We start from the raw sequence: 15,300 nt of genomic DNA, 5'->3' as shown, positions 1-15,300 counted from the left end.
CCCAACCTAACCCACCCCAGGTTCCCTGGTGGGGGAGTACCCCCTGTTGGGGGGGGGGAAGGGAACAAAACCTCCCCCCCCCCCCCCCCCCCAGCCCCCCCCCCCCCCCCCCGCTCCGGGGTGGTCCTACTTGGTGGTGGGGTCGGTGACCACGAGGAACTGGTCGGTGCTCAGGTCCATCACGACCTGAGCGTTGGTGCCCTGGGCGCGCTGGGCGGCGGCGCACTCTTCGGTCGGCCAGGAGCCGCGGGGGCCTCCGGCGGGGAACCGCTCCAGGACGGTTCGGGCCTGAGCGGTGGTGGCGACCATCAGGTGTCGCCGCCGTTCACGCGTTCGTGGGTGTCAATGAGATGGGCGATGGTGTCGGGGTTGTCCGCTAGGCCGACCCACTGCCCGAGCGTGGTGAAGACGGGGATCTGGTCGCGGTCGGGGTCGAAGATGACGCAGTAGTCGCCGTACCTGTCGAGCACCATGTCCCGCAGGACCGGACTTCAAGGGCGTCGAGGGTGAGACGGGCGTTCTCGCCAGGTGCCGGCGGCTGGAGCAGGGTGCCGGTCGCGCGCAGCAGGTCGCGTGGCTGTATGCCGGTCAGCAGCTCGTGGGTGATCCGGGGGTTGCCGCTGGTGCAGGTGATGACCGCGTCGGGGGCGTCCTTGGCGACGGTCTCGACGTCGACGGGTCGGACGATCAGATCGAAGGTTGCGGTGCCGTGCGGGCCGGGGGCGGGGATGGCGTCGACTCAGCCGTCGACGGCGCAGTGCTGATGATGAACCGCGCCGTAGAAGCGGTCGAGAGCCTTGCGGCGTTCCTCGGCGTCCGGGGAGCGCAGCGCCCACAGCAGCGCCGGTACCTACTCGGCCGAGCCGTACGCGTGCTCCATCGACGCCCAGTCGATGTCATGAAGTCCGTCGAACATGATCAGAACCATGCCAGGCGGCACTGACGAGGCCTGCGTGCTCACGTCCGCCCACGGCAGAGCACAGGCTCTGACACGAGGTAGCCATGTGTGCAGCCTCTACCACCAGGACGGCCGGAACGGCGTCCTCGGCTGTCCACTCCCCCTCGAACCAGACGTCCGTGCTTGGTGCGGGCCTTGGCGAGCCAGGCGCCGATCTTGACGGTGTCTCCGTCGACGCGGATCGTCTCGCGGGCGGCAGGGATGCAGCCTTCGCGGTGCAGGAAGAGTTCCAGGAGCTGGACGGTCTCCTCGAAGGTACGGCGGGCGCGACGGACGGGGGTGAACGGGTTGGTGTCGGGGGTGAGGCCGAGGGCGGCCATCAGTTGCTGCTGGCCGTGGAGGGTGGGCCAGGTGGTGAGCTGGCGGTGCAGCCAGGAGCCGATCTTCACCCCGGCCAAGAGGGTGGCGCAGGTGAGTGCGGCGGGGTCGGCGCCGGATGCGAGGTGGGCGCGCAGCAGGTGGTACTTGCGGTGCCAGTCCGCTGCGTGCGGGAGGCGCCAGTCGGTGCGGCGCGGAGCGGAAATGCGAGGAACTGCGGCTCAGCTCGCCGCTGCCACGCGTAGGGCCCTGCTGAGTAGGGCAGGGTTGCCCAGGCGGCGGCGCAGTTCCCTCTCCAGCCCGGCGATCGGCACCAGGTTCTGGGGGGCCCGGGCGTCTTTGTACTCGCAGCTGGCGTATCGCGGCAGTATCAGTTGCGAGAGGTTGGCCAAGGCGATCGCCTCCGGGGTGGGGATGTCGGCGGCGCATTCCAGCCGTACTATTCCGGCCCACGGGGCGCCGGGCGTACACGGTAGGCGTAGGTACCAGGCGTGCCGGTCCCAGGAGGTGCCCATCAAGAACACCGGGGTGCGTTCGCCGGCGGCCAGGGCGCTGACCATCGCGTGTAGGTCGGGCGGCAGGTAGGCGGTGCGGTGAGATTTGATGAGCCCCAGCGCTCGCGGCAGATGGGTGCGGCCGCGCAGCGGGCCGTCAACCACCAGCAGGTCCGAGTTGGCGGCGACGCCGTGGCTGGCCAGGGCAGTGCGGGCGTTGGCGGCGACGAGAATTTCAAGGTCGCCGAGTCGGCGTTGCAGTGCCGCTGAGAGCAGCACTGCAAGGTTTTCTTCCTGGTCGTCAAAGGTGATGTTGGCCTGGTAGGTACCGGCCGTGGTGGGCACGTCGACGGCGTTGGTGGCGGTGGTGAACAGGCCGCGTCGGGATTCGATGGTCAGCAGGTGCGCGCCACGGTCGGGGCAGCAGCACACGGTGCCAGCTGCATAGGAGGCGCATAGTGCCATCTGGGCGTCGTCGGCGTGGTTGCTGGCGCTTGGGGCCTGTTCGGCGGCCGGGGGCTGCTCGATCCAGATGCGGGCCTCGACGCGGCGCACGCCGTCGACGAACAGGACTGCGCCGGGGTCGGGCACGTGGGAGGTCGAGATGGGCTTCCAGTCGGCCGGGGCGAGTTCGAGGTCGGGGATGACTTTGGCGGTCGAGTCCCCGATGGTGTTCTCGGCGTTTTCGACGCTGGAGCCGTAGGTGGGGTCCCAGCCGTCGACATGGAATCGCATCCGGGCCGCATGTGCCGTGCTTGTCATGTGCCTTCCCGGGTGACGACGGAAGTGTGGGGGTCGCGGTGTACTTGGAAGCGGACCGGTACCCGTTCGGCGAGCCCGGTGACGTGGGTGATCACCCCGACCATCCGCTCCCCTTGGGCGAGATTCTCCAGGGTGTCGGCGACCATCTCGAGCGAGTCGGGATCAAGGGTGCCGAATCCTTCGTCGAGGAATATGGACTCGAGCTTCGTCGCGCCGCCCATGCCGGCCAGCTGGTCGGACAGAGCCAACGCCAGTGACAGGCTGGCCTGGAAGGTTTCGCCGCCGGACAGGGTGCGAACCGAGCGTTGTGAGTCGGCGTCGGAGTGGTCGATGACGTAGAACTCGCCTTTGTGGTGGCTGAGGTCGAATCGGTCACCCGACAACCGGCGCAGCGACTGCGAGGCGCCCGCGACCAGGGTGTCGAGGGCTGAATCGGCCAGCCACTGCGGGAACTTGTTGGACCGCATCAGCCTGGCCAGCTCGGCGGCCACCTGTTGCTGGGTGCGGGCGCTGCCGATCTTGTCCTGTATGGCGGCGGCGTCGGCGAGGCTGCGCTGGATCATCTCTACCCGGCCCCGGGCCCGCTCGGCTGCGACCGCTACCACCCGGGGGGCCTGGGTGGCGCGCCCAGGACCGTCGCCGAGGTCTTGGGGATCCAGGTCGTGGTCGCGCAGCAGACCCTCCAGTTGGTCCAGGAGCTGCTCGGCTTCGCTGTGTGCGGTGTGGGCGTCGGCTTGCGCGCGGAGGGTGTCGGCCTGCCGGTCGTCGGCCGCGCGGGTGGCCCAGGCGGCCAGGCTGGCCCAGGCGGCGGCGAGGTCGTCGGTGTCCAGGCTCGGCGGTTTGAGGGCCGCCACCGCGTCCCGGGCAGCGGTCAGCTCGGACCAGGCGGTCGCGGTGCGAGCCTGCCACTGCTGCTGTTCGGCCTCCGCCGCCTTGAGTGCCTCGCGTGTCTGACTTGCCTCGGCTGTGGCGATCTCCACGGCCGCTTCGAGGCGGTCGCATTCCTCCAGTAGGCCCGGCAGTGCATCTGCGGGCGGCGCCTGGTCCAGCAGCGTCTGCAGTTCACTCAGGCGGTCGGTCAGGGCGCTCTGCGCGTGGTCGGCGGCTGCGCTCTGCTGGACGGCGGTGGTGTGGACGCTGTGGGCGGTGGCGTGTGCTTGCTCGGCTGCTTCCAGCGTGGCGGTCGCGTCCTGGTGGGCCTGATGGGAGGTGGCGGCCTCGGCCTGGGCGGCTGCGAGGTCGTTTTCCACCGTGGACCTCTGGCCCTGGGCCCACGCTTCCAGGTCGGACCATGCGGCGGTCACGTCATGGGTGTCGACGGCAGGTGGGTCGAGTTCGGCCAGGGCGCCCAGCTGCGTGTGGAGGTCGCTGCGGGTGCGATCGATCTCCCTTTGCAGCGTGGCGACGGCCGCCGTGGCGGAGGTGTGCGCGGCTTCGGCCTCCTGTGCCGCGGCACGTGCCTGCTGCTCGGCGGCGACCAGCTGGTCACGGGCTGCGGCGCGTTCGTCAAGATGGGCGCGGTCGGCGTCGCAGTCGCGTTCGGTGTCGGCAGGACGATCGGGCAGCAGCGTGCCCAGCCGCTCATCGAGCAGGGTGCGCCGCTGGGTCAGGGTGTCCGCGGCGCGCTGCTTGGCGGCAACCGTCGTGGTGGCGGCCTGACGCTGGGAATGCAGGTCACGGTGTTCGCGGACCGCAGCGTCACGCGCGGCCTGGGCGGCGGCCAGGGCCGGGTCGGACAGCGGCGGCGGGAGGGTGGTGACGCTCTGCTCGCAGACCGGGCAGGCGTGGCCCACCTGGAGCTGAGGGCGTAGCTGGGCGGCACCGGCGAGGGTGCGGGCTTCCTCGAGGGCGGCCGTGGCCGCGTCGAGACGCACCTGCGCGTCGGTGACCGCACTGTCGGCCTGGGCGGCTGCCTCCACGGCGTCATCCAGCTCGCTGGTGGCGTCGGTGAGGGAGCTGGTGACGTCAAGGAGCTGGTCGAGTACCTCGCGCGCCTCGGTGAGCCGGCTGCCGTCGCCGGCGGCGGTGAGCGCGGAAGCGGACTGGTTGTGCCGGTCGCGGGCTGCGGCCAGCTGGGTGGCGGCGGCGTCGGCCTGCCGTGCCAGAGCCGCTGCCCGGCTGGTCAGGTCGGTGACGCCGTCGGGGGTTTGGACGGGAGCCAGCAGCTGTTGGCGACGCTGCAATGCCGCGTACGCCTGTTGTACCCGGTCGCGGCGGCCGCGGGTCTCCTCGGCGGTGCGCCGGGCCTCGGTGACGGCGTCTGCCAGCGCCCGTAGCCGCTCCTCGCTCTGCGCCAGCTCTTGGCGGGCACGCTGTGCAGCCGCGATGACTGCGTCGCGGCGCCCGACCAAGCCGGCTTTCTCGGTGTAACGGTCGCGGGCAATGTTGAGGACAGCGCGCTGCGGGCCGGATTGGGCGGCTTTAGTGGCGTCGGCCAGGGTCTGGGCAGCCGCGTCGGCGGCGTCGCGGGCCTTGTGGGCGGCTGTCCGGGCCTCCACAGCATGGCGCTGCAGCTCTTCGATACCGTCCGGGGTGCGCAGGGGGGTGAGCCGGGCGAGTTCGGTGCGCAGCGCGGCGAGACGTGCCTGGGCATCGCTGGCGCGGGAGTGTGCCTCGGCGACGCGGGGCACGAGCTGGTCGACGGTGGCGGCCAGCTGTCCCAGTGCCGACAGGCGGGCCTGGGCGTCGGCCTCGGCTTGCGGGGTGGCGTCGGCGTGCCGGCTCAGTTGGTCGGTGAGGACCTCGATCTCCTTGGCTGCTTCGGCCGCCTGGGCGCCGGCGCGTTTGCCGATGCCTTCGTAGTGGGCGGCTCCGAGCAGCTTGAGCAGGATCTGTTGCCGGTCGCGGGCGTTGGCGGACAGGAACCGGGCGAAGTCGCCTTGGGGCAGGACGACGCACTGGCAGAAGTCGTCGAAGGACAGGCCGAGCAACTGCTCGATGGTGGCGTTGAGTTCCTTGATTTCTCCGGCCAGTACTTCCGGCTGTGGCCCGTCTGCGTCGGTGACGACCGCCGTAGGGTCGGTGAACTTCACCAGGCTGACGGTCTTTTGCTGGATCTGTTGGCCGACGCGGCGGACTTCGCGGGCGACTTGGTAGCGCTGGGATGCGACGTCGAAGGTGAGCGAGACCGTGCATCGGTTGCTCGTGGGGGCGAGCGCGTAGGCGATGGCGTTGCTGCGGCCCCACCGGTAGGCCGAGCCGTACAGGGCGAAGGTCAGGGCGTCGAGAACGGTGGACTTGCCTGACCCGGTGGGGCCGACGAGGGCGAAGTAGTCGGCGTCGGTGAAGTCGACCACGGTGGGAGCGCGGAAACCGGCGAAGCCGTTGAGCTCCAGGCGAACGGGGCGCATGTTGAGGGATTCCTTCTAGCGGGTGTCAGGGCCGCTGGGTCAGGAGCGGGCGGTCGAGCGGGTCAGGTCGTCGTGCAGGTGGTTGAACAGGGCCGTGACCCGGTCGTCGCTGACGCCGACGCTGTGGCAGTAGTCGGAGAACAGTTGCGCAGGCGTCTTGGTCGGCTGGTGGGTGGCGATGCCCGCCTTGGCGCCGGTGCTCGCATGGTCGGGGTGGATGCGGATCTCGAGGGCGTTGGGAAGGGCTTCCAGCAGGTCGTCGCGCATGCCGGCGTAGGCGGGCTGGGTGACCACGAGCCGGAGGTAGTCCTCGCCGTAGACGGCGTGGTCGGCGGTGAGCTGGGCGACGGTCCCCTCGATGGTGCGCAGCCTGCGGCCGGCAGTGACCGGGATGTCGGTGATCTTCGCGGGGGTTCCGGGAGAGGCTTCGACGAGGCAGACCACGTGGGTGTTGTTCTGCTCGCCGAAGTCGATCGCATAGGGGGATCCGCTGTAGTGCACCGGGCAGGCGGCCGGGATCGTCTGTCGGCGGTGCAGGTGGCCCAGGGCCACGTAGTGCGCTTCGACGGGGAAAATAGCGGCGGGCACGTGGTATTCCATGATCGATTGGGCAGCCCGCTCGCCGCCACCGAAGACGCCACCGGTGCACGTCAGGTGGGCCATGACGATGTTGACGGCGTCGGAGGTGAAAGCCCCTGTCAGGTTGTCCAGAACATCACGGATGAGCTGGTCGTAGGCACCGACGTTCTGCGAGGGGGTATTGGCGATGATCTCCGCGGCGCGGACGGCGTAGCGCTGGGAGAGAAACGGCAGAACGGCGACGTTGACACGCTCGTTGGTGGATTTGGCGCGGAAGCTGTGCACGCCGCCCTTTGCGGCCGGGCGGGCCTGGCCATAGACATGGATGCCAGCGATGTCCATCAGCGGCTTGTAGGCCTCGAGTGTGGCGCCGTGGTCGTGGTTGCCGGCGATCAGGACAACCTCGATGTCCTGCTTGGCCAGTTGCAGCAGGGTGCGCACGACAAGCCTTTGGGCGTCCGCGGTGGGCGCGGCGTTCTCGTAGAGGTCGCCGGCGATGAGGACGGCATCGACGTCGTTGCCGACGGCTATCTGGGTGATCTCACGCAGTACGCCTGCCTGCTCCTCGAGCCGGTTACGGCCCTTGAGGGTCTTGCCGACATGCCAGTCGGAGGTGTGGAGAAACTTCACCGGGTCGGTCCTTTTCGGATGGCTGAAGCAGCGCAGCGGATTGCGTCAGGCGTGATCTGAAAGCGCGTCGGCGGACGTCAAAAGGGCGGCTCGTCGATGGCCCCGTCGTCGGGATCGTCGAACCACGAGTCGCTCTGGGTCTGGGGCAGCTTGCTGAACGGGTCCGGTCGCGCCGCACCACCGGCGTTCGAGTCAGCAGGCGAAGTGCTGGTGGTGAAGGTGGGATCGGCGACCTCGGAGAGACGGGTGGCCCAGGCGGGAAAGGGGAATTCGACGGCCAGCGGCACCGGGATCTCGGGCTGGGAGACGAACATGGTGCCAGGCTTGGCGAGAGTGGCGCGCTGCCGCTGCGAGGCGGGCAGGAAGCCGTACTCAGGGCGGCCGGCCTCGGCGGGGTCGAGCCGACCGACGATCTTGATCGAGGAGTTCGACACGATGCGCCGTTCCACCTCGGATGCGGTCTGCTGAGCGCCGATAAGGATGATGCCGAGCGAGCGGCCGCGTTCGGCGATGTCGAGCAGGACGTCCTTGATCGGAGAGGAGCCCTCGCGCGGCGCGTACTTGTTCAACTCGTCGATCATCGTGAACAGCAGCCCGCCCGGACCGGCTTGCTCTTTGCGGTCGGTCTCCGCGGCGAGCACGACACCCACGACGAAGCGTTGTGCCCGCTCCGGCAGGTTGTGCAGGTCCACGACGGTGACCTGCTGCCCCGAGGTGTCGATGGAGTGCGTGACCGGACGGTCGGTGACCGTGCTCAGGTCGCCACGAAGCAGGGGGCCCAGCGGCCTTTGGGACGACCGCAGCCGCCGCACGAATGCGTTGACGGTGCCCATCCCCACCGCCGGCCCCGCCCAGTGGGCGCGAGTGGCTTCGTCGGTGACCTTCTCGCAGATGAACGCGATCATCTCCGCCCAGGTGCGGATGGTGGCTCCGTCGATGGCGACCGCGCCGTCGTTCCCTGCGGCCTGGGCCTCGTGGCGCAGCCGGCTGGTGACCTGGTGCACGACAATCGTGTACTGGTTCTTCTCGTCTTCGACGTCAGCGAACACGTACGGGAGCAGTTCGCGTTGGCAGAACTCCGCGAGCGTCCACCAGAACGCGGTCACCCCGCTGGTCCGGCCGGTGACGTGGGGGCGGCCGGTGGTATCGCCAGGCAGCGGCGGCGCGTAGAAGCCGGCAGAGGCAAAGGGTCGAGCGGGCAGGCCGAGCCGCGCGTATGCGGCGCGCAGCGTCTCATCGAGGCGGGCGTTGGGCTGGTCGACGAACAGCAGGTCCTCGCCTTTAACCGAGAAGATCAGGGCCTTGGCGTTGACCGTACGGGCTCCCAGGGCACCCGAGGTGAACAGCGAGTGCAGCAGGAACAGCGCGAAGCTGGTCTTGGTCGCCACCCCGGAGATACCCGAGATCGACACGTGGGCGCCGCGGGTACCGTCGAGGAACTCGAGGTTGAGATAGATCGGTTCGCCGTCACGACCGATGCCGGCGGGGATCCGCGCGTCCATCTTGTCGAAGTACAAGGCGGCGTCCCGGTCAGCACCCGAGGCCCGGATCGCGACTGCGCCGGGACGTGGCGGGACGTAGCACTCGGGCTCGACGCGGGTGGTGGTGACCTCGGCGATCTCCTGCACGGTCGCCGGCAAGATCCCGTCCGCAATGAGGAACACATCCGAGCCGAACGCGGCGCCCTCGTGGCGGGCGACCACCTCCGTCACCACGCCGGAGGTGACGACCTCGCCGTAGCCGGGGATCTGCCGACGGGTGCTGACCACGTCGTCGAGCTGCAGGTACGCGTCGGGGGAAAGGGCGACGTGAAACTTCAACGGCGTGGAGTCCTCGGTGCCTGCAACCTTCCCGACCTCCTGCTCGACACCGCCACTGAGGGGCAGGCCTCCAGGCGGCTGCCGACTCGTCAGGGGCGCTGAACCGGGGCCTGAGGTAGTGCTGTCGACGCCAGGGGTCTTGGAGTCGGTTTCGGTCATCGGCGGTCCTGTGCCTATCTCATCGTGCGTCGGGGCGGCCCTGGCGGCTGGCGGTGGACACCGTACGCCGGGGCGCCGAAACTACTGCGCAGTTCCACAGATTGCCGGGACTCCCAAGGTTTCCAGTCCCGACGGGCACGGGGGCGGCTTACCCTGCAGATGCGCAACCCGGGCAAGGCCGGTACCCGTCAGTCCCGCCCACCGGTCTCCCAACTCGTCGCGTGCCAAGGACCATTGGCACCTTCCCTCATCGAAGCGCTCCGCCATCGACGCAGGACGACCCACGCGTTGGCCGAAGGCGCGTCGCTGATCGCCGACGGGTGATGTCGTGGTCGGTCTATCCGCGCCACAGGGGCACAGGCGGATGGCGTCGGCGAGAAGCGGTCTCGCCCTGTTGTTCGTTCTCCCCGACCGCAGCATGTGTGGCCGGGCCGAAGTCGGCCTGCAGACGTACGTCCTGACCCGCTCGTTCTGCCGTGCGCAGCCGAAGGGCAGGAAGTTTTCGTCACACAGAGATGCCAGATACATCCACACCCCCGGCTTGCTGGGCCCGCACCACGAACGGCACAGGCGGTAAATAACCGCCTCAAGCACCCCACCCGCACGCGGTCTGCGCGCATCCTACACACGATCCCTTCACCATGCACACACATTTTCGCAACCTCTCGCACCACCCCGCCGACGTGCTCCGAGACGCCAGTCCAATGACGCCGGATGGTGTCCTGCGCGCACTCCCGCGGCAGGAACAGCCGCCAGTTCAGCGGGCACGGGGAACGACGGACACGGCCTGCACAGTGATCGCGACCTGGCAGTTCGCCTGCTTGCCCAGCGCACCGCAGTACTGGAGAGCGACCGCCACCGACATCCTGCCGTCTTTGGGGAACGACGCGTCATCGACCGCCCAGGCATCCGGGCCGATCCGTGGCACCAGCCGCCTGGCGATCCGCTGGCGCACCGGCATCGGATCCTACGTGGGCTGGTTCACGAACTGCTGCAGGTTCTGCTCGTTGCCGTGGCAGCCGCGAGACCATGGCCGGGATGGACTTGCGGCGACCGTCCATCATCAGTCCTCGCAGATAGCAGTTACTCTTGGCCTGCGGTCACTCCTCTCCGCCGCGTTCTCCGAGGGCAAGGGCAGCGCGGCTCGCCAAGGTCACCGCGGCCCCCAGGACGGCCCCACCCGCTCCTATGGCCGCTTTGCGCCCCACCTCTGCGGCCGCGTTCTTCAGTTGCGTCGGGTCCCGGGCCGCGTCCCACCATCGCGTCGCCTCCATTGAATGTCGGCCAGACTCGATCCCGAGCGGCCTGTGGAAGTCGTCGACGGTGATGCCGACATGGTTGATCGAGCCCACTAAAGCCCGGTGCGCGGGCAAGTGCAGCAGCACATTCGAGTTGGCCGTGCCGGCAGCCGCATCCATGCGTGCCATCAGGTGCTCGATCTTCTGTGAGATGCGTTCCCGCCGCTTCTGCCGGTCATCCTTCAGCGCGAGCCGACGCCCGTCCAGCTTGTCCGGAGACTTGTCCAGCACCCGCTGCAGTCGCAGCACGTCGAGCGCGTCTTGCAGTTCGAAGCAACGAGCCACAACGGCGAGCAACTCCTGAACGTGGGACTCTGCTTCCTTGGCCATCTTGGCGAGATCACCGATCTTGGTCGTGCTCTCCACCCTCTCCGCGAGTGCGTCGAGTTGACCCAGCGCCCACCCCAGGGCATCTGTGATCGTATGGGTCCTGGCCTGCACAGTCGACCACGTATCGTCGTCGACCTGACCCTCACGGTCCAGAACGGTCATGGCGGACTCGATGTCGAGGCCCGCTCCGAACACCTTCCCCAACTCGGCGTTCTTCTGGGCGCGGAGCACGTCATCGACCTTCTTGTCGATCGTGGCGAGATAGCTCTTGATCTCGCTCATCTCGTGCTGCCGCGCGAGCTGCGCCATGATCCCCGCGGTACCAGCGAGAATCGCCGGGTTGGTCAGGAGCGAGGCGGGCCCCTTCGCGATCTGGAGCCATGACTTGATTGCGCCCGGTTTCCCCACCATCGCATAGCTGATGCCTGGCGTCTTGCTTTCGATCAGCCCGTACTTCTTGTAAAGATGCGCGGACTCCTCGGTCAGCTTCAACCAGCGCCCTGAGTTGGCGGCAATTTCGGAACCTGCCTGTGCGACTCCGGCCCCGGCACGGAGGAGAGGTCCGAGTCTTTGCAATACGAGGTCCTTCGACAACGACAGCAGTCCCTCTGAGACGAGAAAGCGTTCGACATCCGTCGGGTTCCCGATGACCGCGAGTCCGTCGCCGTCACTGATCAGCTGAATCTCGTTATCCATCGCCCTCTCCTGTAGTGGCTCCTCGCCGTTGAAGGTAGCGGGGGTGAGCGGCGCAAGAGCCCCCATCATCGGAAGACGTCGACCCCTACCCGGCCACCGACGCGCGCACCGCGGCTACACCCTCAACTACGAAGAGCCGTTGAAACCCAACACCTGTCCGACGCTGGAACGCTTGGCCTCTGCGACCAGATCGCGGAGCTTCGCCAGTCGCCAGGCAGCTCCACCCGGGGTCAGTGGTCGCCGGTAGGTTCCCAGCGTGACCCTCGAAAAGACGCTGCACCAGATCAAACTCCGCCTGCAAGATCAACAGGCGGCACTGCCTTGACGGCGGGGAACCTCGTGAAGAGTGTTACTCAGCCCTGGGGGCCCACTCGTGGGCGAAGGCCTCCATCTGCTTGATGACCAGGTCGACGGCCTGTCGCTCCTCCTTCGGCGGATAGTCGTAGCGGGCGAGGAGCCGGCGGACGCGGCCGCGCAGCTTGGCCCGGACCGGTTCGCGTGAGAGCCAGTCGACGCTCAGGTTCTTGCGGATGTCGTCGACCAGAGCCCGGGCGATCGCGGCGAGGGTCGCGTCACCGCCGGCGATCGCCTCGGCCATGCCACGCTGGGCGACCGCGTCATAGAAAGCGAGCTCGGCGTGGTTCAGCGGGGGGTCGAACCGCTCGCCGCGCCGGGCATCGGCGGACACTTCCTTGGCCAGGGCGACCAGTTCGGCGATCACCTGGGCGCTGGTGAGTTGCTGCCGCATGTAGCGCTTCATCAGGTCGTCGAGGCGCTGGCTGAAGCTCTCCTGGCGCATGATGTTCTGCCGCGTCACCTCGCGCATCTCCTGCTGGATCAGGCGGCGCAGGGCTTCGGCGGCCAGGTGGGGGGTCTCGGAGTTCTGCAGTCGGTGCAGTACGGCTTCGTTGAGGCGGCTGATGTCCAGCTGACCGATACCAGCCTCGCCGTACAGATCGGTGATCTCCTCGGCGTCTATGGCGGAGGCCGCGAGTTGTTCGAGGTAGAGTCTGACCTCCGCTGGCACCGGCTGTCCGCTGGCTTCACGGTCCGCGGCGTCGAGTTTGACCATCCAGACCCGGACTTCGGCGAAGAAGGCAATGTCGCGTCGCCAGTCCTCAAGGTCCGCGAGTCGCTCGGCGATCTCCCTGCTCATGGAGCACAGGACGCGATCGCCAAGACGCACCAGGTCGTCGTCTTCTCCCACGACACCCGGTTGCCCGATGCGGTGCGCTTCCACCGGATCAAGGCCACGATCCTGGAGGTCGGCAGATTTCGGCACTCCAAGGTGACCGTGCGCCGCGTCGACGACCCGGTCAAGCGGGAACTGGCAGCCGTCCGAGCAGTCGCCAAGGACCCCAAGGTCACTGCGGCCGTTCTCGGCGAAATCCTCCCGGGTCAGTGTCGCCCTGCCCTGGAGGCCGCGCTCCAGGAGTCGGCCCGCCGCACCCTGTTCGCCACCGGCATGGACCACCCCACGATCGAGGACCGCGTCGGCAAGGCCCATGAACTCACCGATCTGGCCGCCCTCGCCCTCTTCGGGGAGCGGCGCGGCAAGCCCGCGGTGTACCAGGAACTCGGTCGACGGCTCGGCGCTGATGCATCTGCGGTCGTCGAGCAGTGCAACAAGGGCGCCCACACCACCATCCCGGACGCAGCCCACGCCACCCGGTTCATCGAGCGCGCAACCAACACCGCGGAAGGACTGCGTTCCCTGTGACAACCTCCACCGCGCCCGCCTTGACTGCCGCCGAACGCATGGCTGCCGCCGTCGCCCTGCTGGAGGCCAGCGCCTCCGGGAGCGCCCACCCTCGCGCAACAGCCTTCCTCCTCCGCCGAGCGCTGGAAGGAAAGCTGGACACCTACCTCAGCAGACAGCGTCCAGCACTGGGGCGGTGCCGCATGCAGACCAAGGTCGTCTGGCTGGCCCACCACCTCAACCCCGAACTCGCCGGCAGGATCGCCGCAGTCTGAGCGGCGTATGCCACTACCAGCAGTACGCCATGCCACCGACCGTCGGTGAGCTCCTGAGCTGGTACGACGAGGTCGCGTTCGTCCTGCGCGCCCTTCCGTCCTGACCACACCAGGGAAAAGCAGCCAGGCGCCATGCTGAAAGCCGCCAAGTCACAGGTAGACGAGGGCATGGCTGCTCGCCCACGCCAGGCTCCGGCTTCCTCGCTGTCAGCTCATGGGAGCGCTCACATGATCGGCCGACAACTTGACGCGACCGCGGAGAACTTCTTCACCGCAACGCAATGCGGCCAGCAGGACCTGTCCGACCAGCCCGCTACCGGGTAGTGCCTCAGGCTGAGCCATGCCAGCCGAAGCTCATCAAGGCATTGTTGGCGCAGGCGAGTCGGCACCCAGCTTCCAGGCCACGACATCGAGGATCCGCAACCGCGACACGTCGTCCGGGGCCTGCGATGCCAGGGCTTCCCACTGCTCCGGCTGCTCCTTGAGGTCCCGAGCCATGCATTCGGCGAGAGTCGAGAAGAAAACTGCGTCAGGTCGCCCAGACGTGGGATGCATCGGATAGTTGGCGTCCCTGCTGTAGTAGCAAGCTTTGACCTGCTGGTCGAAGAGCGGGATGAAAAGCGGGCGCTTCCGATGGAGGATCTTGGTCAACTTGGTCAATCCGATCCCGGGCACCTTTCCGGGAACGTCCAAGACGCCGATCAGGCTCTCGAGCAGGGGTCCGTGGCGGCCATGGGCCACTGCGGTCTGCAGCGCGAGGTCCTGGGGTATGGCGGCCAGCCCGGCCTCCAGCGCCGGCCGCACGGCGTGCAGCGAGTACACAGCGGCAATCGTGGGACCGGCGTTGAGGAGCAACGGAGCGAGGAGGTCGCCATCATTCAACTCGTCCGGACCGCTGCCTGTGGTCATCCGGTCGTATGCCGGGTACGCGAACGGCTTGACCCCCTTCGCGGCCGCGGCGGCCCTGTTCGCCGACTCATCGAAATAGGAGCGAACCCACCGGGCAGCTACCTCAAACTCCACGCTACGCCCGCCAACACGCACCTTCCGGTCCCTCACACCGCCCCCGGACATCAGTTGCCACTCCCCCGGCCCCCGCCCACAACCGCAAGGCAACACAAGCTCGACCGACTGCTGAAGTGTAGTCACCGACACCGACACCGACACGACCGGCCCTCCGGCGCGCAGCCCGAAGGATGTCCCGCGGTCAAAGGTTGCTCGACCCAATGGTGCTCGAACGGCTCCAGGCCGTCCAGGCAAGTGAGTTGTCGGAATTGAGGATGTCACGTCGTGCCGTCGGCGGACAACGCGAAGGCCGTGAAGATCGGCGTGGCCACGGAGATCGAGAGCCGAGTGAAGCCGTTCCCCTCACGTCCCTGACCAGTGCAAACTCCGCACACACTATAGCGGTCGGCGTGAGAATGACATGTCCTTTCGTCACCCATGTCAGCAACAAATGAGCACCATCCGTCAGTGCCAACCACCAGGTCAGTGAGCCTGCACCACTGACACTCAGATGACGATGCCCGACTGACACTCCGCCGCAGACCGTCACTCGCCCGGCCCACGTGGCGGCCCGACATCCGCGCCGCCGTGATCTCCCGGGCCCGGATCAACATGCACCGCAAGATGCTGCATCTGGCCGCGGCCACCGGGCAGTATCCGGTCGCGGTCCTCTCGGACTGCGCCGTCTACGCCGCCGACGGCCCCAGCCCGCTCGACGTCCTGCCCTACGACGCCGGCGGCAAGACCATCCCCGGCAGCTTCCGGCTCGGCGTCAGCCCGGGCATGGTCAAACACGAGGGCACCCAGAGCGTGCTGTGGGGCGCCAACGTCCTCGAGCAGCTCGCCGGCGACGGCCATGTCGCCAACCTCGCCCGCTACATCAAGACCGGCGAGGTCACCGCCAAGGACACCGGAGAGTAGGGGAAT

General features: G+C 68.2%; 12 protein-coding genes and 2 pseudogenes. 3 read left to right on the top strand and 11 right to left on the bottom strand.

Annotation, left to right across the window (positions count from 1 at the left end; all coding sequences use genetic code 11):
- Positions 1 to 126 precede the first annotated feature (126 nt).
- The 10 genes and pseudogenes from ACZ4U1_RS15575 to ACZ4U1_RS15530 form a co-directional block, all read right to left on the bottom strand.
- Positions 127 to 309, bottom strand: coding sequence for a hypothetical protein (locus ACZ4U1_RS15575; protein ID WP_359867838.1), 183 nt, complete (start codon positions 307 to 309; stop codon positions 127 to 129).
- A complete protein-coding gene (locus tag ACZ4U1_RS15570; protein WP_467903471.1) occupies positions 309 to 473 on the bottom strand; it encodes a hypothetical protein in 165 nt (54 codons plus the stop codon). The genes ACZ4U1_RS15575 and ACZ4U1_RS15570 overlap by 1 nt, the downstream gene beginning before the upstream one ends.
- Positions 474 to 957: 484 nt before the next feature.
- Positions 958 to 1,347 carry a hypothetical protein gene (locus ACZ4U1_RS15565; protein WP_359867842.1) on the bottom strand — a complete coding sequence of 130 codons (390 nt, stop codon included), beginning with the start codon at positions 1,345 to 1,347 and terminating at the stop codon, positions 958 to 960.
- A gap of 150 nt (positions 1,348 to 1,497) precedes the next feature.
- Complete coding sequence (locus ACZ4U1_RS15560) at positions 1,498 to 2,532, bottom strand: hypothetical protein (RefSeq protein WP_360760608.1); 1,035 nt, start codon at positions 2,530 to 2,532, stop codon at positions 1,498 to 1,500.
- The gene (locus tag ACZ4U1_RS15555) at positions 2,529 to 5,882 is read right to left on the bottom strand and encodes an AAA family ATPase (protein ID WP_467903469.1); all 3,354 of its coding nucleotides are present in this window, start codon (positions 5,880 to 5,882) and stop codon (positions 2,529 to 2,531) included. Before ACZ4U1_RS15555 ends, ACZ4U1_RS15560 begins: the two co-directional genes overlap by 4 nt.
- Positions 5,883 to 5,921: 39 nt before the next feature.
- Positions 5,922 to 7,091 (bottom strand): exonuclease SbcCD subunit D, encoded by a 1,170-nt coding sequence (locus tag ACZ4U1_RS15550; protein ID WP_435644786.1) that lies wholly within the window; start codon positions 7,089 to 7,091, stop codon positions 5,922 to 5,924.
- Between the two features lie 77 nt (positions 7,092 to 7,168).
- A complete protein-coding gene (locus tag ACZ4U1_RS15545) occupies positions 7,169 to 9,070 on the bottom strand; it encodes an ATP-binding protein (protein ID WP_435644787.1) in 1,902 nt (633 codons plus the stop codon).
- Positions 9,071 to 9,747: 677 nt separating this feature from the next.
- A pseudogene (locus ACZ4U1_RS15540) lies at positions 9,748 to 10,167 on the bottom strand (transposase); the annotation flags it as partial.
- A gap of 3 nt (positions 10,168 to 10,170) precedes the next feature.
- A complete protein-coding gene (locus ACZ4U1_RS15535; protein ID WP_467903467.1) occupies positions 10,171 to 11,394 on the bottom strand; it encodes a hypothetical protein in 1,224 nt (407 codons plus the stop codon).
- Between the two features lie 349 nt (positions 11,395 to 11,743).
- A complete protein-coding gene (locus ACZ4U1_RS15530; RefSeq protein WP_467903465.1) occupies positions 11,744 to 12,634 on the bottom strand; it encodes a DUF3387 domain-containing protein in 891 nt (296 codons plus the stop codon).
- Here ACZ4U1_RS15530 and ACZ4U1_RS15525 point away from each other — a divergent pair.
- Both ACZ4U1_RS15525 and ACZ4U1_RS15520 read left to right on the top strand, forming a co-directional pair.
- On the top strand, positions 12,611 to 13,114 hold the full coding sequence (locus ACZ4U1_RS15525) for a hypothetical protein (RefSeq protein ID WP_467903463.1): 504 nt from the start codon (positions 12,611 to 12,613) through the stop codon (positions 13,112 to 13,114). The two genes, ACZ4U1_RS15530 and ACZ4U1_RS15525, sit on opposite strands and share 24 nt — an antisense overlap.
- A complete protein-coding gene (locus ACZ4U1_RS15520; RefSeq protein ID WP_435642231.1) occupies positions 13,111 to 13,368 on the top strand; it encodes a hypothetical protein in 258 nt (85 codons plus the stop codon). The genes ACZ4U1_RS15525 and ACZ4U1_RS15520 overlap by 4 nt, the downstream gene beginning before the upstream one ends.
- A gap of 357 nt (positions 13,369 to 13,725) precedes the next feature.
- Here the strand turns inward: ACZ4U1_RS15520 and ACZ4U1_RS15515 are convergent, their stop codons facing one another.
- Positions 13,726 to 14,442: a DUF6308 family protein gene (locus ACZ4U1_RS15515; RefSeq protein ID WP_467903462.1), complete on the bottom strand. Its 717-nt coding sequence runs from the start codon at positions 14,440 to 14,442 to the stop codon at positions 13,726 to 13,728.
- A 474-nt stretch (positions 14,443 to 14,916) separates the two neighbouring features.
- Here ACZ4U1_RS15515 and ACZ4U1_RS15510 point away from each other — a divergent pair.
- Positions 14,917 to 15,294: pseudogene (locus ACZ4U1_RS15510) on the top strand (telomere-associated protein Tap); the annotation flags it as partial.
- Positions 15,295 to 15,300 lie beyond the last annotated feature (6 nt).

It is taken from the genome of Streptomyces sp. NPDC028928, assembly GCF_055564915.1.
The sequence above is the reverse complement of the archived record's forward strand: the minus strand, read 5'-3'. Positions and strand labels throughout refer to the sequence as shown.

Excerpts from the sequence above, each read along its gene's own strand:
- ACZ4U1_RS15545 (WP_435644787.1), bottom strand. The coding sequence starts at position 9,070 with ATGACCGAAACCGACTCCAAGACCCCTGGCGTCGACAGCACTACCTCA.
- ACZ4U1_RS15555 (WP_467903469.1), bottom strand. The coding sequence starts at position 5,882 with ATGCGCCCCGTTCGCCTGGAGCTCAACGGCTTCGCCGGTTTCCGCGCT.
- ACZ4U1_RS15575 (WP_359867838.1), bottom strand. The coding sequence starts at position 309 with ATGGTCGCCACCACCGCTCAGGCCCGAACCGTCCTGGAGCGGTTCCCC.
- ACZ4U1_RS15535 (WP_467903467.1), bottom strand. The coding sequence starts at position 11,394 with ATGGATAACGAGATTCAGCTGATCAGTGACGGCGACGGACTCGCGGTC.
- ACZ4U1_RS15560 (WP_360760608.1), bottom strand. The coding sequence starts at position 2,532 with ATGACAAGCACGGCACATGCGGCCCGGATGCGATTCCATGTCGACGGC.
- ACZ4U1_RS15515 (WP_467903462.1), bottom strand. The coding sequence starts at position 14,442 with ATGTCCGGGGGCGGTGTGAGGGACCGGAAGGTGCGTGTTGGCGGGCGT.
- ACZ4U1_RS15570 (WP_467903471.1), bottom strand. The coding sequence starts at position 473 with ATGGTGCTCGACAGGTACGGCGACTACTGCGTCATCTTCGACCCCGAC.